We start from the raw sequence: 21,561 nt of genomic DNA on the forward strand, positions 1-21,561 counted from the left end.
AGAAATGCGTGATATCCTAATATCATCAAAAACAAAGCAAACAACCTTGTAAAAACATATTTCATCCCATCAAGATCCATGAAAGGAGATCAAAATGGAAACATTAAGCAAAGTATTTGAAGACAAATATAACAAAAATGTAAAAGATTGTACAAACGAGGAAATCTATCACGGACTTCTCTCCTGGACAAAGGAGCAGCTGAAGGGCCGCGGCTACCAGGAAGGAAAAAAGAAAATTTATTATATTTCCGCAGAGTTCCTTATCGGTAAGCTTCTTTCCAACAACCTGATCAATCTGGGCGTTTATGATGAAGTTGCGAAATATCTTAAAGAAAACGGAAAAGAGCTTTCCATGATTGAGGAAATAGAGCCGGAGCCATCTCTTGGAAACGGCGGACTTGGCCGTCTGGCAGCTTGCTTTCTGGATTCCATCGCAACTTTGGGACTTCCGGGAGAAGGAATCGGACTTAATTATCACCTCGGACTTTTCAAACAGGAGTTTAAGGATCATCTTCAGTTTGAGACACCGAATCCGTGGATCCAGCCGGAGAGCTGGCTTACAGATGCAGGCGTTTCCTATTACGTGCCGTTTAAGGGCTTTATGCTGAAATCCACACTGTATGATATTGATGTTGCAGGCTATGAGAACAAAGCGATCAAGCTTCGCCTTTTTGATATTGATATTGCAGATGAGAGTATTGTGGGCGAGGGAATCTCCTTTGATAAGAAGGATCTGCTCCACAACCTGACACTGTTCCTGTATCCGGATGACAGCGATGACGCAGGAAGAAAGCTTCGTATCTATCAGCAGTACTTCATGGTAAGCAATGCGGCACAGCTGATCCTGGATGAGGCAACCGCAAAAGGCTGCAATCTTCATGACCTTGCCGATTATGCAGTGATCCAGATCAACGATACACATCCGAGTATGGTAATTCCGGAGCTTATCCGTCTCCTCACAGAGCGTGGAATCGAGTTCGAGGAGGCATGCGAGATCGTATCTCATGTATGCGCTTATACCAACCATACCATTCTTGCAGAGGCACTTGAGAAATGGCCGATCTCCTATCTTGAGGAGGTTGTTCCGCATCTGATGCCGATCATCCGCAAGCTGGACGAGCGTATCAAAGCAAAATATCCGCAGGAAAATCTTGCCATCATCGACAAGAACGACCTGGTACACATGGCACATATGGACATCCACTACGGATTTTCCATCAACGGTGTTGCATCCCTTCATACCGATATCCTGAAGGAGACAGAGCTTCATCAGTTCTATGAGATCTATCCGGAGAAATTCAATAACAAGACAAACGGAATTACCTTCCGCAGATGGCTCCTTCACTGCAACCATCCGCTGACAGAGTACATCACCTCCATGATCGGTGACGGCTTCCGAAAGGATTCCTTTGAGCTTGACAAGATGCTTGGCTTCAAGGGAAATCAGGACGTTCTTGCAAATATCCTTAAGATCAAGCAGGATGCAAAGAAGAGATGTGCGGAGTTTATCAAAGCCAACACAGGTGAAGAGATCAACACACACAGTGTTTATGATATCCAGATCAAACGTCTTCATGAGTACAAACGTCAGCAGCTGAATGCACTTTACATCATTGATCGTTACCTGAAGATCAAAGCAGGCGAGAAGCCGCAGCGCCCGGTAACCTTTATCTTCGGTGCAAAGGCAGCTCCTGCATACGTTATCGCAAAGGATATTATCCACCTTCTCCTCTGCTTACAGGAGCTTATCAACAATGATCCGGAGGTTTCCCCGTACATGAAGGTTGTTATGGTGGAAAACTACAACGTAAGTGCAGCAGAGAAGCTGATCCCTGCCTGCGATATCTCCGAGCAGATCTCTCTTGCTTCCAAGGAGGCCAGCGGAACAGGAAACATGAAGTTCATGCTCAACGGTGCTGTAACACTGGGAACCATGGATGGCGCAAATGTGGAGATCAGCCAGCTGGTAGGCAAGGATAATATCTATATCTTCGGAGAGTCCAGTGAGCAGGTTATCGAACACTATGAAAAGGCTGACTACTGCTCCAGAGATTTTTATGAGAAAGACGAGCGCATCCGTCGTGCAGTAGACTTTATTGTAGGAAACGAGCTTCTTTCTATTGGAAGTGAGGAGCATTTAAGAAGACTGCATCATGAGATCGTAAGCAAAGACTGGTTCATGACTCTTCTTGACTTCGAGGATTATGCGAAGGTGAAAGATCAGGCATTGTCCGATTATGAGGACAGAACCGCATGGGCAGAAAAAATGCTTGTAAACATCGGAAAAGCAGGATACTTCTCTTCAGACAGAACGATTGAGGAGTACAACAGAGATATCTGGCATCTGACACCGGAGAAATAAAACGGTTTTAGGCAGATTGCTCCGGCTCGGAAGAAAAATAGAAAATAAAAACACCGGCATTCATCGGAATATGTACAGGGGCTGAGATGTCATAGAGGATCTGGCAGCCTGGACAGGATATGGTACAGATGAATGGCCGGTGTTTTTGTGTGAAATTGGTTGCGAAAAATTGTTTACGGAATCAGGCAAGCGATATTTCAGGCTTTTCCATGCTTAAATGCCATCATCATCTCCTTGGTAAGGCTGATATTATCTCCTTCATCCGGAATGTCTTCCCGGTTGAACCAGGAGGCCATGGAAAGCTCATCGTGGTCTACAGTCAGAGTGTCGTCGCCATCCAGATCACAGTAGAAGCCAAACAGAAGTGTTCCGGAGAAGGACCATGGCTGGCTCTTGTAGTAGCGGAGATTTTTGACCTTTACGCCGATCTCTTCCATAACTTCACGGTGGACAGTCTCCTCGATGGTCTCGCCAATCTCGGCAAAACCTGCGATCATGGCGTAGCGGGTGTGATTTCGGCCCTCATATTTGGAGAGGATCAGCTTGTCACCGTTGGTAACGCCTACGATCACAGCTGGAGAAAGCACCGGATATTCACCGTTTCCACAGGCAGGGCAGATCATCTTGCGCTCATGTTTATCATGTACCATCGGTTTGCCGCAGCAGCCGCAGAAACGGCGCTTGCTGTACCACTGAAAGAGCTGGTATCCGGTGATTCCGGCAAAAGCCAGATACTGAGGCTCCGCTGTGCGGAGAACTCTTGTGATTTCAAACTGATATCCGGGAAGAAGGCTGGTATCCAGATCTGGGATCAGATAAAAATGCTCTTCATCAACAGAGAAGAGATAGATATAATTTTCATATAGGTTATCAATTTTTCCTTCCAGCTCTCCAAAGCTTGGAAGAGTCATAGTCTCGCCATCCTTTTTCATAAGGATCCTGCCCTCTTCATAGGCGAGAATGTGGCTTGCTTTATCAGGGGCAACAGGTTTGTATTCATTATGGTAGGTATGTGGTGCGATATCCTGGATCATGATAAATTCCTTTCGTTTTTGGTTCTGTATGAGTGTTTTATGTATGCTTTCTACAGTATAAACTTACCTTAAGAAAAAGGCAACTATTCTGTAAATTTACGAAAAATAGTTGCTGACAGCAAATGGGAAGTGTAAGATAAGATTGTTGTCTTATGCAGGAAAAGGAGAAAATTATGCAAACAGAAAAAAAGCAGGGTCTGACCCGGGATACCATTAAATACATAGCAATCTTCACTATGCTTCTGAATCATATCGCCAACGTGCTTCTGCCGGAAAACACGATCCTGTGGGAAGTGTTTATAGACATCGGTTACTTCACAGCCATCACCATGTGCTATTTTCTTGTGGAAGGTTTTTACTATACACATTCCCGGAGGAAATATGGCGAGAGACTTCTGGTCTTTGCAGGAATCTCCCAGGTTCCCTATATGATGGCCTTTGATTTTTCACAGCTGAATATGATTTTTACACTGTTTATCTGCTTTATGATCCTGGTGATCCAGGACAAGATGATAGCAAGTAAGTGGAGGGTTCCGCTTACAATCATTCTGCTGGTACTGTCCATTTATTCGGACTGGGCAATCCTGGCACCTGTTTTTACTCTCTGGTTTCATGCAGGCTGGGGAAACAGGAAGAAAATGGTTCAGGCTTATGGAATCGGAGCAGTGCTTTTTGCAGCGTTTAATTACGCGTCTTATGCAGAAACTTTGCCGGCTGCACAGGCATTGCTTCATGCGATATTTTCAGCAGTTGGAATCGTAGTATCAGGAATTATCATTATCTGCTTCTATAATGGAGAAAAATCTGAAAAAGCACCGAAGTTTTCAAAGTGGTTTTTCTATATTTTCTATCCGGCACATCTGCTGATCTTAAGTTTGATCAAAATGTGGATCGTATAAAAGATGCTGAAAAAATGTATCAGATAGATTGCTGAAAATAAAAAGCATATCAGTAAAACATAGTAAGTCTGTAAGAAAATAAGAAAATTAAAGAAAAACTCTTGAAATCAAAAAAATTATCTGCTATGATAACTCCCATGACAAAGGCGTCTGGAAATTATATTTCCAGGCGCTTTTTGCGTTGCAGAAATAAATGAGGGAACCGAGGAGGAATGATTATGAATGCAGGAGATACTGGTTTTATGCTGATCTGTACGGCCTTTGTGTTTTTTATGACACCGGGGCTGGCATTTTTCTACGGAGGACTTGTCCGGAGAAAAAATGTTGTCAATACCATGATGGCGTGTGCAGCAATTATGGGTCTGTCCGTTGTGATGTGGACATTATTTGGTTATTCACTTGCCTTTGGCGGAAATCACGGTGGTGTTATCGGTGACTTCAGGTGGTTTGCCATGAACGGTGTCGGCTGGGAGCCAGGGCCCTATGCAGATACCATTCCGCATCTGGTATTTGCAGCGTTTCAGATGATGTTTGCCATGATCACACCGGCACTGATCACAGGTGCTGTTGTTGGAAGAATGCGTTTTAAAGCACTGCTTCTTTTTGTTGCAATCTGGTCTGTGATCGTGTATTATCCTATGGCACACATGGTCTGGGGAGACGGTGGATTTCTTGCAGCTATCGGCTCAGTGGATTTTGCAGGAGGAAATGTAGTACATATCAGCTCCGGCGTCAGTGCACTTGTACTGGCCATTTATCTTAAACAGAGACGCGGCTACGCAAAAGCAACCTACCGCACCCATAATATTCCATTTGTTTTCCTGGGTGCAGCCATGCTGTGGTTTGGCTGGTTCGGATTTAACGCAGGAAGTGCACTGAAGGCAGACGGTCTTGCAGCACATGCTTTTATGACAAGCAGTATTTCTTCTGCGTGTGCTTTGCTTACCTGGATGCTGATCGAAGTCATTCGTGAGGGAAAACCGACACTGGTTGGTGCATCTACAGGTCTTGTTATCGGACTGGTAGCAATCACTCCGGGAGCTGGATTCGTACCGGTTTGGGCATCTTTTATCATTGGAATCCTGGTAAGCCCGATCTGCTATTTTACTGTGATTCTTCTGAAGCAGAAACTGAAGATCGATGATGCGCTGGATGCTTTTGGCTGCCATGGTATTGGCGGTATATGGGGAGGAATCGCAACCGGACTTTTCGGAAAATCTTCGATCAATTCTGTTGCAAAATGGGATGGCCTTGTATTTGGAGATTACCGTCTGTTTCTGGCACAGGTTTTAAGTATTGTGATCACCATTGCTGTTGCCATTGTGGGAACACTGATCTGTATTGGAATCGTGCGTATTTTTACACCGCTTCGTGTAGATCCGAAGGAAGAACTGGTTGGTCTGGACGCATCCCAGCATGGAGAGAATGCATATCCGTCATTCAATGGATTTGACTGATAAGAGTTCATTTCCTGTTAATGTGAATGATGGTGTTAAAGAGGAGATTATAATATGTTGATTAAAATAGAAGCAATCGTAAGAGAAGAAAAAATGGAAGATGTCAAAGCAGCGTTAAATGACATCCAGGTAAACGGTTTTACAGTAACCCAGATTATGGGCTGCGGAACACAGCGTGGTTACACAGAATATGTCCGTGGTTCTAAAATCGATGTATTTCTGAAACCGAAGATCAAGTTTGAGATTGTAGTATCATCCGAAGACTGGGAGATTAAAGTCATTGATGCGATTCAGAAAGCAGCATTCACCGGTGACCCGGGCGATGGCAAGATCTTCAGCTACGAGATCCGAAATGCTGTCCGAATCCGAACCGGTGAGACCGGATATGATGCACTGCAGTCAGAGTTCTTTTAAAATAATAGAAATGTAAAAAAGATCCTTCTGGAAAACTGAGATATTCAGATTTTCAGAAGGATCTTTTTGCAGATAATTAACAATAGTCTTACTTTGATTTGGTGCAAACTTCTGCAGTTACATATAAGATAGAAAGGTATACAATAGATCAGTTAGATCACCAACCGGATAAAAAGTGCTGAAAGTATTTACGCTAAACTTCTGAAGAAAGGACTGGAACCGGATTTTGAGACTGCCAGAAAAAATCCGAACAATCAGCGAATGTGAGATCAGAATGCCTGTTATAAAAAAGAAAACGGAGAATTCCTGGAAAAAGAAGTTCGGGAATTCTCCGTTTTGTTGTTTGAGTCATTTCAGTCGGGCTCTATTTATTATGTGTTATACTCTGCTCATCAGCTGCAAAGATGACATTTCTCACAGGCAGACGGTGTGGCTGCACAACCGCCGAGAGCAGTTTCACGAAGCTCGGCAGGAAGTTTTTTGCCCACAGTATACATGGCATCGATCATCTCATCCAGCGGGATGAACTGGGGGATACCGGCCAGTGACATTTCCGCTGCGATTAGGGCATTGGAAACACCGGCTGCATTACGGTTCTGGCAGGGATATTCCACCAGGCCGCCTACCGGGTCACATACAAGACCGAGCATATTCATAAGAACGGTGGAAGCCGCATAGGTACACTGCAGCGGAGTGCCGCCAAGAAGCTCAACAGCAGCGGAAGCAGCCATTGCGGAAGCGATTCCGACCTCAGCCTGACATCCGCCAACAGCACCGGCAACTGTTGCATTACGCATGGCAAGATAGCCGATCGCGCCTGCATTAAATAGTGCCTGGCGGATTTTTTTATCGGAAAAGCCGTAGACCTCCTGAAGAGCAAGCATCATTCCGGGAACGATCCCGGCACTGCCGGCAGTAGGAGAGGCAACGATCAGTCCCATGGAAGCGTTGGTCTCAAGGGTTGCCATAGCGTAGGTGATTCCCTTTCCGAGAACATTTCCGCACAGGCTTTTTCCCAGGTCATGAAATTCGCAGAGCTTTCGGGCTTCACCGCCGATTAGTCCGCCCATAGATATCACCGGATCTTTGATGGGGGAAAAAGCAGCGTCCTTCATGATCTCCAGAACACGGTCCATGCGCTGGTCCACGATTTCAGCAGTGGTTTCACCGAGAAGGATCTCACGCTGGCGCATTACTTCGGAAATCGGAAGCTTTTTTTCCTGGCAGAGAGCAAGAAGTTCCTTGGCATTTTTGAAATCCATAAAACACATCCTCCTTTTCCCTACATCTGAACAACCATGACATCATGGATGTTGGTGTTCTGGTGAATGCTTTCTACGATATCTTCCGGGAGATGACCATCGGATTCCACGATCGTATAGGCTGTGGTTCCTTTGGATTCACGGAAGAGGCGCATGAAGGCAATGTTAATGTTACGTTCACTTAAGCATCTGGTGATGTAGGCCACAACACCGGGAGTATCCTGATGGATCACGATGATGGCACTGTATTCGCCGGTGAAATCCACTTTCACGTGGTTGATCTCCACAATGCGGACCTTGCCGCCGCCCAGCGATTCCCCCCGGACTGTCATTTCCTGTCCCTGTTCATTGACCATATGGATATCTACAGTGTTGGGATGGACATCGGTTTCCGCTTCATTTGGAGTAAAGGAAAAGTCGATCCCCTGTTCCCTGGCAATATCAAAAGAACTCCGTATACGCATGTCATCTGTGGAAAAGCCCATGATTCCGCCAAGGAGGGCACGGTCTGTACCGTGTCCCTTGTATGTTCTGGCGAAGGAACCATAAAGGATGAATTCCACTTTTTTCAGGGGCGGCGTGATCATCTTCTGGGCAAGGAAAGCAATACGCGCAGCCCCTGCGGTATGAGAACTGGAAGGACCGATCATGTTGGGCCCCATAACGTCAAATACACTGATAAAAGACATTTTGCTTAATTCTCCTGTGGTGTTTTTGCGATAAATTTCTTATAAATGGTGTCAACGATCACGCCGATGGCGTTGTCACCGGATACATTGCAGGCAGTTCCGAAGGAATCCTGAGTAATGTAAAGGGCAACCATGATAGCACAGATGGCACCGTCCGGATCACCGGCTTCTGCTCCGAATACCATATAAAGGAATGGAAGGGCAGTCATGATGGAACCACCGGGAGCACCGGGAGATGCAACCATGGCAACACCGAGAGTCATGATGAACGGAACGATGATCCCGAGACTGATGGGCAGCTGGTTCATAAGGCAGACTGCAGTAGCACAGGCTGTGATGGTGATCATGGAACCGGCCATGTGGATGTTTGCACAGAGCGGTACTACGAAGTTGCGGATCTGCTCACATACGCCATCCTTCTTTGCACATTCCAGGTTGACCGGGATGGTAGCTGCGGAAGACTGGGTTCCCAGAGCAGTTGTGTATCCCGGGATCTGATTTTTGATCAGAGTGAAAGGATTCTTTTTGCTGACAGTACCTGCGATCACAAACTGGATCGTAATGCAGATCAGGTGCATGATGATAACAACAAGGAATACCTTCCAGAGGATGCTTAAGATGGCAAAGGTTTTTCCGGAAATAGTCATATCTGTGAAGGTTCCGCAGATGTAAAGCGGAAGCAGCGGGATGATAATGGTATGAAGGACTTTGTCAATGATTTTGGAAAAGTCGCTCATTCCGTTATAAAGGCTGTTTCCCATTTCTTTTCCACGCATGGAAGAGAGGCACAGTCCCATGACAAAGGCAAGGGCAACAGCAGAAAGAGTATCCATGACCGGCTCCAGTGTGATAGAGAAAAATGGTGTCAGGGATGCGTCTGCGGTAGCTGCGATCTGATCCAGTGCACCTTCACTCATAAAGTGTGGGAACAGGCTGGATGATACCAGATAGGATGCGGAACCTGCGATCAGAGTGGAGCCATAAGCCAGAGCCACTGTGATCAGGAGAAGCTTCCCTGCACCCTGTGAAAGATCCGCAATACCCATGGTCACATAGGCAAGGATCATCAGCGGGATGACGAATTTCAGAAAGGTACTGAAAAATCCGGAAAGGGTTACAACAAAGCGACAGAAGCCTTCCGGAAGGAACTGGCCGAACAGGATACCTATGATGATGGCAATGATCAGCTTCGGCACAAGTCCGATCTTGATTTTTTTCTTTTCCATTTGGATTCTTTCCTCCTAAGTATGAATTTATTCATTTTGCACAAAAATACGATTGACGTCCTCGTGATTGTATTGTAACATTGACATAAAAATAAAGCAAATTCACAGATTTCATCATCACGATGAAAAAATTTCATAGAAAAAGGGAGAAAATAATGGAAATCCGTCAGTTGGAGACGTTTGTACATGTAGCACAGCTTCAGAGTTTTTCCAGGGCAGCAGAGGTTCTGGGATACACCCAGTCAGCGATCACTGTCCAGATCCGTCTTCTGGAAAATGAGCTGGAAACAAGACTTTTTGACAGAACCGGAAAGCGTGTGGTGCTTACTCCGTCCGGAAAAGAGTTTATGGAGCATGCAAGCCGGATCTTATATGACGTAAATAAAGCAAAAAAATCAATGAATGACGATGCGGAACTGAAAAATCCATTGCATATCGGGACTATTGAATCTCTCTGCACAGCAAAGCTTCCGGCTGTTCTCAGCAAATTTCGTGAGTTTCACCCGAAAGTAAATATGCAGGTGACTATTGATACACCGGAGCAGCTGATACGGATGATGGAGCATAACGGGCTGGATCTTATTTATATACTGGATACCCCAAGGTGGGACCAGAACTGGGTGAAGGTCATGGAGAAGGCGGAGCCGGTAGTATTTGTGGCCTCTGCAGATTCGGAGTTTGCGGGAAAGACGCTGAAGATGGAGGATATTCTGGAAGAGCCTTTTTTTCTCACGGAAAAGAATGCCAATTATCGGCAGGCCCTAGATCAGCAGCTGGCGCTTAAGAAGCAGGCCCTGTCACCGGTACTGGAGATCAGCGATACCGCTTTCATCATCCGCATGCTGGAAAAGAACCACGGACTTTCCTTTCTTCCCTATCTGGCTGTGGAGCGGGATATCCGGAAAGGAAGAATTGCCCTTTTACATGTGGAAGATGTGGAGATATCCATGTACCGGCAGATCTTTTACCATAAAAATAAGTTTAAGACGAGAGAGATGGAGGAATTCATCCGCCTGGCGGCAGAGTGAAAGGCAGAGCTTGTAAAAACAAATAAAATGTGGCACTATAAAAGAAAAAAGCATAGGAGAGAAAAATGGATTTTATTGAAGAAGCAAAGAAGCTTGGCTTTTCCGATGCAGCGGTCATGAAAACCGATAAGCTGGTGTTTGTGCCGGAATACCGTGTTTTCTGTGAAGAAAATGCTTGTGGTAATTATGATAAAAATCCTGCATGTCCACCGGAAAGCGGGACTGTGGAAGAAATGAAGGCACGTGCCCTGGATTATGAGAACACCCTGGTGCTCCAGACGACGCAGGACAGACTCATGGATTACAGAAAAGCCAAGCTTGCACATAATAAGCTGACAGAGCAGCTCTCAGAGAAGATGAAAGAGTGCGGAAAAACAGATATTCTGATCATGAGCGCCGGACCGTACAAGCATAATTCCTGTATGTCTGCCTATTGTGTGGATGCGCAGAAGATGGCAGATGCTGTGGGAATGCAGTGCTGGACCAATGATGGAAAGTTCCGGTATTTTTCGCAGATTCTTTTTCGAGAGTAGAGTAGCGCATTTTTTATACATTTTTAGTATAAAAACTGGACATACTGTCAGGAAAAGGGTAAATTTATTTTGAAATGATTAAACAGGAGGAAAACCAGAATGGAAAAATCAACAGTTTATTTCACTGATTTTCGTTGTCCGGTGGGAACCAGCCAGCTGGATAAACTGAAAAAACTCTGTGTTGTCGCAGGAATCAAAGATATCGATATGGATGGAAAATTCGTAGCCATCAAGATGCATTTCGGAGAGCTTGGAAATATGGCATTCCTTCGTCCGAACTATGCAAAGGTAGTCGCAGATCTTTGTAAGGAGCAGGGCGGAATGCCGTTCCTGACAGATTGTAATACTCTTTATCCGGGAAGCAGAAAGAATGCACTGGAGCATCTGGACTGTGCAAATCTTAACGGATTTAACACGATCACAACCGGATGTCAGATCATCATCGGTGACGGAGTTCGAGGAACCGATGAAGTAGAAGTTCCTGTAGTAAACGGAGAATACTGCAAAACTGCCCTGATCGGACATGCTATCATGGACGCAGATATTTTTATCAGTCTCAGCCATTTCAAGGGACATGAGGCAACCGGCTTTGGCGGTGCTCTGAAGAATATCGGTATGGGATGCGGAAGCCGTGCCGGAAAAATGCAGCAGCATGCCAGCGGAAAGCCGGCCATTCATGAAGATGTCTGTCGTGGCTGCCGCCGTTGTGCGAAAGAGTGCGGAAGTGATGCGATTACATATGTAAACAAGAAAGCAGTTATCGATTACGATAAATGCAAAGGCTGTGGCCGCTGTATCGGGGCCTGCAGCTATGATGCCGTATACAATCCGAATAGCAGTGCAAACGAGCTTCTTGACCGCAAGATGGCAGAGTATGCACAGGCTGTCTGTCACGGACGTCCCCATTTCCATATTGCACTGGTACAGGATATCAGCCCTAACTGTGACTGCCATGGTGAAAATGATGCGCCGATCCTTCCGGATATCGGAATGTTCGCAAGCTTTGACCCGGTTGCACTGGATCAGGCCTGTGCAGATGCCTGCCTGAAGGCAACACCGATCGCCAACAGCCAGCTTGGAGAGCATCTGGCAGAGCCGGGATGGCACTGTCATCATGACCATTTTAAGGATTCCAATCCGAATATTGAGTGGAAGGCAACTCTGGATCAGGCAGAAAAGATCGGCCTGGGAACCAGGGAATATGAGCTGAAGATAATCAAATAAGCAACAGAAATTATATAAAATCACGAAAGCACGCCTGTAACATGGCGTGCTTTTTTATGCGAATTAAGAAATATAAAATAGAAAAAACGGTATTTTAAATAAAAAATATATGCGTGCATATGCGTGCCTAAAAGATGACCACTGTGAATAATATACAAAGAAATAACAGGAAAATTTGGACAAAAACGAGAAAACAGAAAAAGCTGTAAGTTTATATTGCATAATAAGATTGCGTGTGATAACATACACACAACATAATTAACACGCATTTGACACGCAAATAAAGAATAATGGCACACAAATAAAAGAATATCAGGAATAAGCAGAGCTAATGTGCAGGAAAACGTGCAGGTCGTGTGTACAGAAACAGGCTGCATTCTGTGGGCAGAGAGTACAGAGCAGGCCGGAAATCTTTTCAGAGGAGGAAATTATGACAGGAATACAGAAAAAACAGCGTTTGCTGACCATGATATTCGGAGCTTTCGCGATCTTTTTTACCGGATATCCCCATGTATGGTCTATTTACCAGCCCTATGTGATGGAGCAGGCAGGCTGGAGCCAGGGACAGGCATCCATGTGCTTTTATCTGGCACTGAGCACCTTTGTATTCGGAAATATCGTAGGCGGAAGGATGCAGAACCGCTTTAAGGAAAAGACGATTGTATGGATCGGAGGCGGGATCTTTGCGGCAGGAATCCTGGCATCCGCATTTCTGATCGTTCCCATACCGCTTCCTATGTATCTCTCCTATGGAGTGATGCAGGGATTTGGACAGGGAATGATCTACACGGTGATCCTGGCAACCGTGCAGAGATGGTTCCCGGACCGTACCGGATTTGCTTCCGGCGTTGTGGTAACTGCCAACGGACTTTGTGGATTTTTCCTGGCGCCGCTGAGCAGAAAACTGCTGGAGACAGCCGGTGTACAGAAAACACTTCTTATTATTGGAACTGCCATTACAGTTTCCTGGATACTATGCGGAATTTTCTTCCAGGCGCCGGCAAAAAATCTGATGAATGTACAGGCTTCCGCCGGAAAGAAAGCAGCTGAACCGGAAATAAAACAGTACACATCTGCAGAAATGGTGCGTACAAAGAATTTTTATCTTCTCCTTGCTACTATGTTTTTTGGATTGACCTCGTATTTTATGGTTTCACCGGTATCTCAGACCTATCAGATCGACCTTGGAATTCCGTCTGCAATGGCAGTTAGTGCAGTGATGCTTGGTTCTATTGTAAACGCTGGCGCAAGACTGGTGCTTCCAACACTGGCAGATAAAGCAGGCAGGATCGTCTGCATCAAAGGAGTGCTGATCGTGGCAGTGATCGCTATGGGAGTTCTCGCTGTATCAAGATCCCTGGCAGTAACGGTTGCTGTTGTGCTGATGTACGGCTGCTACGGCGGCATCATGGGAAGTTTTCCGTCCCTGACAAGCTCTATTTTCGGAATGAAGCACACCGGGGAGAATTACGGATTTGTCATGTTCGGCATTGTATTTGCAACCTTTGGCGCACCGGCAATCTCCGGTCTGGTGAGCAGCAAAGGTTATGAGATGAACGTGGTATTTGGGATCGGAGCTGTTTTTGCAGTGATCGCATTTGTATGCCTGACTCTGCTTGGACGGAATCTTGTGAAAGAGCATGCCGAAAAATCTGCCGGAGTAAAGAATGATACAGCACAGGTAAGCAAACCACAGGCAGAATAAGTCTGAATGTAATTGGATGCAGAGCTGTATCAGCTGCCGGATCAAAGACAGCTGACTGAGAATCAGAAAACAGAAAAACCTGGAAGAAATAAAATGCCTGTGGCTGATTTCTTCCAGGCTTTTTTTGAGTTGCAGGGATCAGATATTTCTGCTAGGATAACGAAAGGATGAGAAAATCAGATATTGTTTTTGACTGTTTATGCAAGTGATTGAAGATGGACAAAATAGTAATTGTATTAACTGATGAACAATGGTATAATACAAATATGAACACAACATATAAATCAAACAACAATGTCGTCTATTCCTGTAAATACCATATAGTATGGTGTCCAAAGTATAGACGAAAAGTATTAATTAACGGTGTGGACGTCCGGCTGAAGGAGCTGCTCACAGAGTATGCTGCAAATCTTTCTGTAGACATTCTGGAAATGGAGATCATGCCAGACCATGTTCATATGCTTTTGGAAGTAGATCCTCAGTTTGGCATCCACAAAGCTGTAAAGTCATTTAAAGGCTATACGTCCAGAATTTTAAGACAGGAATTTCCCTATCTTAAAACGAAAATGCCGACTCTCTGGACAAACAGCTATTTTGTATCGACGGTGGGCGGTGCTCCGCTGGAAACAGTAAAACAGTATATTGAAAACCAGAAAACATCGCAGAGACAAAAGGATAAGATGGGATAATGCAAAAAGGAATTAAATTTAGAATCTACCCGAACAGAGAACAGAAAAACTTCATCCATCAGACCCTGGGATGCTGCCGGTTCATCTACAACCGGGGACTTGCCATGCGTAAGGAAGGCTATGAAAATGGGGAAAAGATCGGCTATTCCCAGACTTCCGCCATGCTGACTGAACTGAAAAAGCAAGAGGAGTTTGCCTTTCTGAAAGCAGCAGATTCCATTGCATTACAGCAGTCTTTGCGGGATCTGGACCGGGGATTTGTGAATTTCTTTCAGAAACGGGCTTCCTATCCAACCTTCAAAAGTAAACATAACCGGTTCCAGTCATACAGAACGGTAAATCAAAAAGATAATATTCGTATTGTGGGAAGATATATCAAACTTCCGAAACTTGGATTTGTTAAAATACGGCAGTCGATGGAAGTGGAAAAGATTAATCACGTGATCATTGAGCACACATCGGCTGGAAAATATTTTGCGGTTTTAAATGTTGATTTTGAACCGGAACCACGCTCAAATGCTGGCGGAATGATAGGGATTGATGTCGGAATCAAAGCGTTCTACTCCGACAGTAATGGAAATACGGTATCAAATCCCAGATATCTGGAACGCTCAATGCGAAAACTCATAAGAGAACAGCGCAGGCTTTCCCGAAAACAAAAAGATTCCCATAACCGCGAGAAGCAGCGGATCAGGGTGGCAAGAGTGTATGAGAAAGTAACCAATCAGCGGAATGATTTCCTGCAGAAACAGTCAACGATGCTGGTGCGTGAAAACCAAACCATCTGTATTGAAGATCTGAATGTTAAGGGGATGATCCGGAATCATAAACTGTCAAGATCGATAGCGAGTGTTTCTTGGGCAAAATTTTTTGAAATGCTGGAATATAAAGCTGGCTGGTATGGAAATGAAATTCACAGAGTACCAACGATGTATCCGAGCAGTCAGACCTGCAGCTGTTGTGGCTACAGAAATCCACGGATAAAAAATCTGTGCATTCGTATCTGGGAGTGTCCCAAATGCCATGCGGTTCATGACCGGGATACGAATGCAAGTATCAATATTCTGAAAAAAGGACTGCAGATGCAGTCTGCATAAAGATAAAAACTGTACCGTAGGGCATACGGGAACAGTATAAATATAGCTTGTGGACACTGTGTAAGACATTGCAGTACCGTAAGGTGTTTGCCAATGCAGTAGTGGGAGAAGCAAGAATCCCCCTGCTTTAGCTGTGGGGAGTGTCAACGGACGCAGGGGTTACAGATGAGTATTTTGCGCAGATGACAGAGGATGCCATGAAAAGTGGAAACATTGCGGTAAATCCCCGGAAGACCGTTCGGGAGGATATCCTGGCACTGTATAAAGAGGCACTGTAAAGATAGTATCAGGTAAGGATGTGACGCTACTGCAGAAATAAAATCTGTCATCAGAGTATTTGAAGAAATGAACAGGAGTGAAAAGTTCAGGCAGACTTTTTGCTCCTGTTTTGTGCAAATGAAAAAGATATTGGCTTCCCGAAATAAGTAAAAAGCTGTTTTCCGGGGAGCTTTTTTGCAGTGAAAATTATATTATAAACATAAAGATTTATACAACGAACATGTACGGATAAAATATACGATGCTATTGTATAGACAGTAACCAAGCTTACCACAACAGAGCAAAATACAGAGAAAGAAGAATGTATATGGAGAGCATAGCGGTTAAAAATCTGTACAAAATATATAAGATCTCACAGCGGCAGGAAGGTTTTACCGGGATGGTGAAATACTTATTCCATCCCCAATATAAAGAGAAGGAAGCTGTAAAAGGAATTTCTTTTTCCATACAGCAGGGTGAATGTGTAGCTTTCCTTGGTGCAAACGGGGCAGGAAAATCAACGACCATTAAAATGCTTACAGGGATCATGAAACCGACAGACGGAAAGATTTCCGTTATGGGAAATGATCCATTCAGGGAACGGATCAGAAATGGCGGGAAGATAGGCGTTGTGTTTGGTCAGAAGACACAGTTGTGGTGGGATATTTCGGTAAAAGATTCTTTTGAACTGCTGCATAGTATTTATGAAATCCCGGACAATGTTTATGAAGAAAATCTGAATCTGTTTAAGAAAATTCTGGAACTGGAAGAATTTATAGACCAGCCGGCAAGAAAGCTGTCTCTCGGACAGCGAGTAAGGGCAGATATAGCAGCAGCTCTTTTACATGATCCGCCGGTTTTATTTCTGGATGAACCAACAATAGGGCTGGATGTGGCAGTCAAACAGAAAGTATATCAGTTTTTACAATACATAAATAAAGAAAAAAAGACCACGATTTTGCTGACAAGCCATGATCTGAAAGATATGGAATGGCTGTGCCGGAGACTTATCATTCTGGAAAAAGGAGAAATTTTATTTGATGATGAAATAACAAAAATTTTTGATAATTATCCGGAAGCAGAAACACTGGAAGAAATTATTATTGAACTGTTCAATGGAAATACGAAGAATTAACCGTCTGATTTTGTTTTTCTGAGGAGAGCAAATATGAGAAAATATCTGGCACTGATAAAAGGGGGATTTCTGGAAGGAATTGCTTATAAAGAAAATTTCCTGACCGGTTTGCTTGCAAATTTTATTCAGATTGTAGTTTTTTACTATGTATGGAAAAGTGTTTTTTTATATCATACGGAGATCAATGGATATACATGGGAAATTATGAAAAAATATGTGATCGTTTCTTTTTTGTGCAACAGTACGTTTTCTTTTGGATTTGAAATGCAGACGGCCAACAGTATTATCAGTGGAAATATAATCACAGATCTGTTAAAACCGCTGAGTTACCGAAGTTTGACATTCTTTAAAGCTGTGGGAACAGCAGGAATGGAATTTTTGATCACATTTTTATGGTGCGGTACTTTTCTGGTAATGTGTAACGGAATGCAGAATATAGAGGTGTGGCGAGTTCTCCTTCTGCTTTTCTCCATACTTTTGGGAATGGGAATCAAATTTAACATCCAGTATATATTTTCCATGTTCTGTTTTTATACAGATAATGCGTATGGTGTTGTAAAAGGGAGAGAAGTTCTGACAAATTTCTGTTCAGGAGCTCTGGTTCCACTGGCATTGTTTCCTGGATTTTTGCAGAAAATTGTTACGGTTATGCCTTTTTCCGGGATCGTATATATTCCATGCAGCATATTTGATGGAATATTTTGCTGGCAGAAATGCTGGGAAGCACTTTTGTTCCAGAGCGTGTGGAATGTAATATTATTTGCATTTGGAAGCATCTTATGGAAAAAAGCATCTTCCGTTATCGCATTATATGGAGGTTAAAGATGGGCAGATACAGGAAATATTTCAAAATATACCGGAAGATGCAGGAAATGAATATAAAATCCCTAATGTATTATCGAGCAGATTTTCTGATGATGACATTTTTTACATTGCTGTCCCAGGTATCAAATCTGGCAGTTGTTGGAATTATCTATACAAATATTCCCACAGTTGGCGGCTGGTCTGTATGGGAAATTTTATTGTTATACGGGTATCTGTTATTTTCAGAAGGATGGGTGAACTTCTTCTTTCAGGGTTCCTGGAAAATTGCACAGATGGTAAATAAATCAGAAATCGACCGGTTTCTCGTAAGACCGCTTCCGACAGGAATGCAGATGGCAGCTTCCCGGATTGATTTTGACGGATTAAATAAAATGATCATAGCACTGGGAATATTGTCAGTTGGAATAAAAAACTGTAAAATAAACTGGACGATCATAAAAATTCTGTATTTTGTGGCATATCTGCTTACAGCATCTATGATTCGTTTTTGCATGATCTGGCTGGCAAGCTGTATGTCCTTCTGGATGCAGGGACCGAAAAATTCGTTAAATTATCTGGTTCTTTCTGTAGGAGAGATGGCGAAATATCCACTTATCATATACCCGGGATTACTGAAAGGAATCTTTGGATACATCATACCTTACGCATATATCAGCTATTATCCGGCGGGCTTTTTGTTAGGAAAGAAGGACATGCTGCCGGGATGTCTGTTACAGTTTCCTGTCTGTTTAGGGATGCTGTGGTTATCGGCAGTGTGCCTGAAACGTGGACTGGGAAGATATGAAAGTGCTGGGAATTAAAGATCGTTTATGGGGGGAGGTGAGTCCATGCTTGGAAGTAAAGATATTTTTCTGGATCGGGCAAAGCGGGAATTGTCGGTTATGCAGATGAACCACTGCGGTATCCAGGAATGTGAAAAAGGACATATGTGGCAGTTTCAGGCACGGCCTTATCATCTGCTGCATTTTGTACTGCAGGGAGAAGGAAGCTTGAAAATCTCAGGCAGAATGCTGAATGTACATGCCGGACAGGCATTTTTTATACCTGCAGGAATAGAAGGAAAATACATAGCTTCCCTGCAGAACCCCTGGAAATATGCCTGGATCGGATTTTATGCAGACAACGGAAATAAATTTATTGATCTTCTATTTGGAAAAAACGAGATCCTGGATCTGGCGCTTTCGGCTAAAGAACTGGAAAAAGAAATCCTGTCGATTTTGTCAGTTATGGATAAAAGACTTCAGGATGTGGCCATTTATCAGGAAGAAGATTTTCCGGGAGAGCAGTTTTTCTCCATACGGAATTTTTCCGCATCCCTGGAGGCAAACAGCAGAATGCTGCATCTTTTTGCCAGGCTCCTTGAAACACAGGGCGATATAAAAAAGCTGACAAAAGAAGAAAAAAATCTGGCCAAGGATGCAAAAAACTATATGGACCGCATGTACAGCCGGGATATCCGGATCCAGGATGTGGCAGGAATCCTCCATGTACATCCAAACTATCTCAGCACATTGTTCCGCCGGGAATACGACCAGTCACCCCGGGAATATCTCCGTAAAGTAAGGATGAATCAGGCAAAGATCCTGCTGACCACCACAGAATATTCCATATCCGATATTTCATCAGATGTTGGATATACGAATCCTTTTCAGTTTTCGAAAGTATTCAAAAGCTGCTATGGAATTTCACCTACAGAGTATCGGAATATGAGACAAGTGTAATACAAACATGTTCAGACCGGCAGCATGATTGCGATCATGCTGCCCTTTTTGCTGCTTTCCAGTACTTTTACCTGTCCGTTATGCTGTCTGACAATTTCACTGACAAGTGCAAGCCCCAGGCCGGCACCTCCCATAGCACGGCTTCTTGATTTGTCCACACGGAAAAACGGGGTGAAGATTTTTTCCTGATATTCAGGAGGAATGCCGATTCCGGTGTCGGAGACTTCAAGAAAGACATAATTGACAGACGTGGATGTATCTGTTATTTCTTCGGAAAGATGGATATTTACGGTTACTTTTCCACCGGAGTGATTGTATTTGATCGCATTTTCCACAAGATTGTACACAGCGCGATACAGCAGCAGGTAGCTTCCGGTAATGATGCAGTCTCCCTCCTGCTGGATCAGTTCAACATCCTTCTGTTCCGCTACGGAAGCCAGGTCGCAGAAAACCTCATCAGTCAGTGCTGCCAGAGAGATCCTTTCGGAACGTTCAACAGTCTGTACACCGGTCATATCCAGGAGGATTTCAGCCAGATGGGAAAGTCGCCCGGTCTGTTCCTGGAGCATGGCAAAAATCTCCTGATAATCTTTTAAAGCAGGTGCTTCCCTGCGGGCAAAAACATCCAGATTTGTTTGGATAACGGCAAGAGGAGTCCTCAGCTCATGGGCTGCATTGGCAGAAAATTGCTTCTGGGCAGTAAAAGCTTCATCCAGGCGTGCGAGCATTTTGTTAAATGAAATTGTCAGGAGGGAAATCTCGTCATTGGTAGCAGGAACTTCAAGAGCCTCTGAAAGGTTCTGGACCTCTATTTTGTTCACCTCCTGGCTGAGTCTGCGAAGCGGAAGTAATGCCTGACGGCTGATAAAATATGTGCAGATACTGCTGAGAAGGATGATGATTCCTGTTACCATGAGTCCTTTGGTGAGAAACAGTTTTTTGGTTAGCTGCAGCTGATCGGAAAGCTCCGGAAATAAGATGGAGGGATTCATATTAAAGGTGATGGGAGCAGAATCAGTGTTATCGATCCGTATCATGTAATCTCCCAGATCCTCCATTCCGGCAACTGCGGACTGGCTGATAAAAAAATACATCAGAATGCAGGTGACTGTCATAAGCAACGCAGTGATCAGTGTCAGACGCCATTGAAGAGAAAGCTTTCCGGTTATTTTTTTCATTTTCATTGTATATCCTCCGTTAAAATGTAACCCTGGCCGATCTTATTCTGTATTGGATCAAAGCCGAGAGCAGTGCGCAGTTTTTTTCGAAGAGAAGAAATGTGGACACGAATAGAATTGCTGAAACTGTTGACGCTTCCGTCCCAGATATGCTCGATCATTTCTTCCGGGCTTATGATACGGTTCTGATGAAGAAGGAAATATTCCAGAAGAGAACTTTCCTTTCGGGTCAGAGAAAGGGGGAGTCCATCGATACTGGTCTTTCTTGTACGGGTATCAAAGCTGATACGTCCGCATTGCAGACACACATCCTGCTGGATGAATTTTCTTCGTGTCAGACTTCGGATCCGTGCCTCCAGCTCTTCAAAATGAAAAGGCTTTGTGAGATAGTCATTGGCACCGAGATCAAGCCCTTCAACCTTGTCCTGGATCTGTCCTCTGGCAGAGAGGATCAAAACGGGAGTGGAAGTATCGGATTCCCGAAACTGGCGCAGGATTTCCAGACCATCAACGCCTGGAAGATTCAGATCAAGAAGGATGAGATCATAATTTTCCACCAGACATAATTCCAGTCCTTCATCCCCGTCAAAACATGTGTCCGCTTCATAGCCATCCATACGAAGTCCCTCCGCAATAGACTGGCAGAGCTGCTGTTCATCTTCGATTATCAATATATGCATAATAAATCCTCCAAAAAAACAGTTGATTTTGCTTTGTTATCTATAATATCATGTATAGCATAAAATTCCTGTAAATTTTTTTGTTTCTTAACAGAGATTTTATACAGGGGATGATATAGTAAGGCTACAGAGAACAAAATTTACA

Annotated in this window: 21 protein-coding genes; 15 read left to right on the forward strand and 6 right to left on the reverse strand. The window is 44.1% G+C overall.

The window, feature by feature from the left end; genetic code table 11:
- Positions 1-94: 94 nt before the first annotated feature.
- The gene (glgP, locus tag CCC70_RS03420) at positions 95-2,362 is read left to right on the forward strand and encodes a glycogen/starch/alpha-glucan family phosphorylase (protein WP_114002280.1); all 2,268 of its coding nucleotides are present in this window, start codon (positions 95-97) and stop codon (positions 2,360-2,362) included.
- A 197-nt stretch (positions 2,363-2,559) separates the two neighbouring features.
- On the opposite strand, the gene nudC is transcribed toward glgP, so the two are convergent.
- Positions 2,560-3,396, reverse strand: a complete 837-nt coding sequence (gene nudC / locus CCC70_RS03425) for an NAD(+) diphosphatase (protein ID WP_287084267.1) — start codon at positions 3,394-3,396, stop codon at positions 2,560-2,562.
- Between the two features lie 173 nt (positions 3,397-3,569).
- Between nudC and CCC70_RS03430 the strand changes: the two genes are divergently transcribed.
- The 3 genes from CCC70_RS03430 (at position 3,570) to CCC70_RS03440 (ending at position 6,166) form a co-directional block, all read left to right on the forward strand.
- Positions 3,570-4,295, forward strand: coding sequence for a TraX family protein (locus CCC70_RS03430; RefSeq protein ID WP_287084268.1), 726 nt, complete (start codon positions 3,570-3,572; stop codon positions 4,293-4,295).
- A gap of 218 nt (positions 4,296-4,513) precedes the next feature.
- On the forward strand, positions 4,514-5,752 hold the full coding sequence (locus CCC70_RS03435) for an ammonium transporter (protein ID WP_118753069.1): 1,239 nt from the start codon (positions 4,514-4,516) through the stop codon (positions 5,750-5,752).
- Positions 5,753-5,806: 54 nt separating this feature from the next.
- The gene (locus tag CCC70_RS03440) at positions 5,807-6,166 is read left to right on the forward strand and encodes a P-II family nitrogen regulator (protein WP_118753070.1); all 360 of its coding nucleotides are present in this window, start codon (positions 5,807-5,809) and stop codon (positions 6,164-6,166) included.
- A 392-nt stretch (positions 6,167-6,558) separates the two neighbouring features.
- On the opposite strand, the gene sdaAA is transcribed toward CCC70_RS03440, so the two are convergent.
- From sdaAA to CCC70_RS03455, 3 genes are read right to left on the reverse strand one after another with little or no spacing between them, the layout of a single operon-like run.
- Positions 6,559-7,428 (reverse strand): L-serine ammonia-lyase, iron-sulfur-dependent, subunit alpha, encoded by an 870-nt coding sequence (gene sdaAA / locus CCC70_RS03445; protein ID WP_015527274.1) that lies wholly within the window; start codon positions 7,426-7,428, stop codon positions 6,559-6,561.
- A gap of 20 nt (positions 7,429-7,448) precedes the next feature.
- Entirely contained in the window at positions 7,449-8,117 is a 669-nt protein-coding gene (gene sdaAB, locus CCC70_RS03450; RefSeq protein WP_118753071.1) for an L-serine ammonia-lyase, iron-sulfur-dependent subunit beta, read from the reverse strand.
- A gap of 5 nt (positions 8,118-8,122) precedes the next feature.
- Positions 8,123-9,343, reverse strand: coding sequence for a dicarboxylate/amino acid:cation symporter (locus tag CCC70_RS03455; protein ID WP_118512825.1), 1,221 nt, complete (start codon positions 9,341-9,343; stop codon positions 8,123-8,125).
- Positions 9,344-9,498: 155 nt separating this feature from the next.
- On the opposite strand from CCC70_RS03455, the gene CCC70_RS03460 reads away from it, so the two are divergent.
- The 11 genes from CCC70_RS03460 to CCC70_RS03510 all read left to right on the forward strand — a co-directional run bounded on the left by CCC70_RS03460 (position 9,499) and on the right by CCC70_RS03510 (position 19,558).
- A complete protein-coding gene (locus CCC70_RS03460; RefSeq protein ID WP_118753072.1) occupies positions 9,499-10,371 on the forward strand; it encodes a LysR family transcriptional regulator in 873 nt (290 codons plus the stop codon).
- 65 nt (positions 10,372-10,436) lie between these two features.
- A complete protein-coding gene (locus CCC70_RS03465) occupies positions 10,437-10,904 on the forward strand; it encodes a DUF2284 domain-containing protein (RefSeq protein WP_287084269.1) in 468 nt (155 codons plus the stop codon).
- A gap of 99 nt (positions 10,905-11,003) precedes the next feature.
- Complete coding sequence (locus CCC70_RS03470) at positions 11,004-12,128, forward strand: DUF362 domain-containing protein (RefSeq protein WP_287084270.1); 1,125 nt, start codon at positions 11,004-11,006, stop codon at positions 12,126-12,128.
- Positions 12,129-12,558: 430 nt separating this feature from the next.
- On the forward strand, positions 12,559-13,833 hold the full coding sequence (locus CCC70_RS03475; RefSeq protein WP_287084271.1) for an MFS transporter: 1,275 nt from the start codon (positions 12,559-12,561) through the stop codon (positions 13,831-13,833).
- A gap of 266 nt (positions 13,834-14,099) precedes the next feature.
- Positions 14,100-14,522, forward strand: a complete 423-nt coding sequence (gene tnpA / locus CCC70_RS03480) for an IS200/IS605 family transposase (RefSeq protein ID WP_270610229.1) — start codon at positions 14,100-14,102, stop codon at positions 14,520-14,522.
- On the forward strand, positions 14,522-15,619 hold the full coding sequence (gene tnpB / locus CCC70_RS03485) for an IS200/IS605 family element RNA-guided endonuclease TnpB (protein WP_287084272.1): 1,098 nt from the start codon (positions 14,522-14,524) through the stop codon (positions 15,617-15,619). The genes tnpA and tnpB overlap by 1 nt, the downstream gene beginning before the upstream one ends.
- Before the next feature lie 140 nt (positions 15,620-15,759).
- Complete coding sequence (locus CCC70_RS03490) at positions 15,760-15,897, forward strand: iron-containing alcohol dehydrogenase (RefSeq protein ID WP_147343313.1); 138 nt, start codon at positions 15,760-15,762, stop codon at positions 15,895-15,897.
- Between the two features lie 380 nt (positions 15,898-16,277).
- Positions 16,278-17,012, forward strand: coding sequence for an ABC transporter ATP-binding protein (locus CCC70_RS03495; RefSeq protein WP_287084273.1), 735 nt, complete (start codon positions 16,278-16,280; stop codon positions 17,010-17,012).
- 33 nt (positions 17,013-17,045) lie between these two features.
- Positions 17,046-17,834, forward strand: a complete 789-nt coding sequence (locus CCC70_RS03500) for an ABC transporter permease (RefSeq protein WP_287084274.1) — start codon at positions 17,046-17,048, stop codon at positions 17,832-17,834.
- A 92-nt stretch (positions 17,835-17,926) separates the two neighbouring features.
- Positions 17,927-18,637, forward strand: coding sequence for an ABC transporter permease (locus CCC70_RS03505; protein WP_287084275.1), 711 nt, complete (start codon positions 17,927-17,929; stop codon positions 18,635-18,637).
- Positions 18,638-18,664: 27 nt separating this feature from the next.
- A complete protein-coding gene (locus CCC70_RS03510; RefSeq protein WP_118624957.1) occupies positions 18,665-19,558 on the forward strand; it encodes an AraC family transcriptional regulator in 894 nt (297 codons plus the stop codon).
- 11 nt (positions 19,559-19,569) lie between these two features.
- On the opposite strand, the gene CCC70_RS03515 is transcribed toward CCC70_RS03510, so the two are convergent.
- Both CCC70_RS03515 and CCC70_RS03520 read right to left on the reverse strand, forming a co-directional pair.
- On the reverse strand, positions 19,570-20,742 hold the full coding sequence (locus tag CCC70_RS03515) for a sensor histidine kinase (protein ID WP_330577124.1): 1,173 nt from the start codon (positions 20,740-20,742) through the stop codon (positions 19,570-19,572).
- Positions 20,739-21,416 carry a response regulator transcription factor gene (locus CCC70_RS03520; RefSeq protein ID WP_287084276.1) on the reverse strand — a complete coding sequence of 226 codons (678 nt, stop codon included), beginning with the start codon at positions 21,414-21,416 and terminating at the stop codon, positions 20,739-20,741. The genes CCC70_RS03515 and CCC70_RS03520 overlap by 4 nt, the downstream gene beginning before the upstream one ends.
- Positions 21,417-21,561: the final 145 nt, after the last annotated feature.

This window comes from Blautia sp. LMAG:89 (assembly GCF_008679485.1).
Classification (GTDB): domain Bacteria; phylum Bacillota; class Clostridia; order Lachnospirales; family Lachnospiraceae; genus Blautia_A; species Blautia_A fusiformis.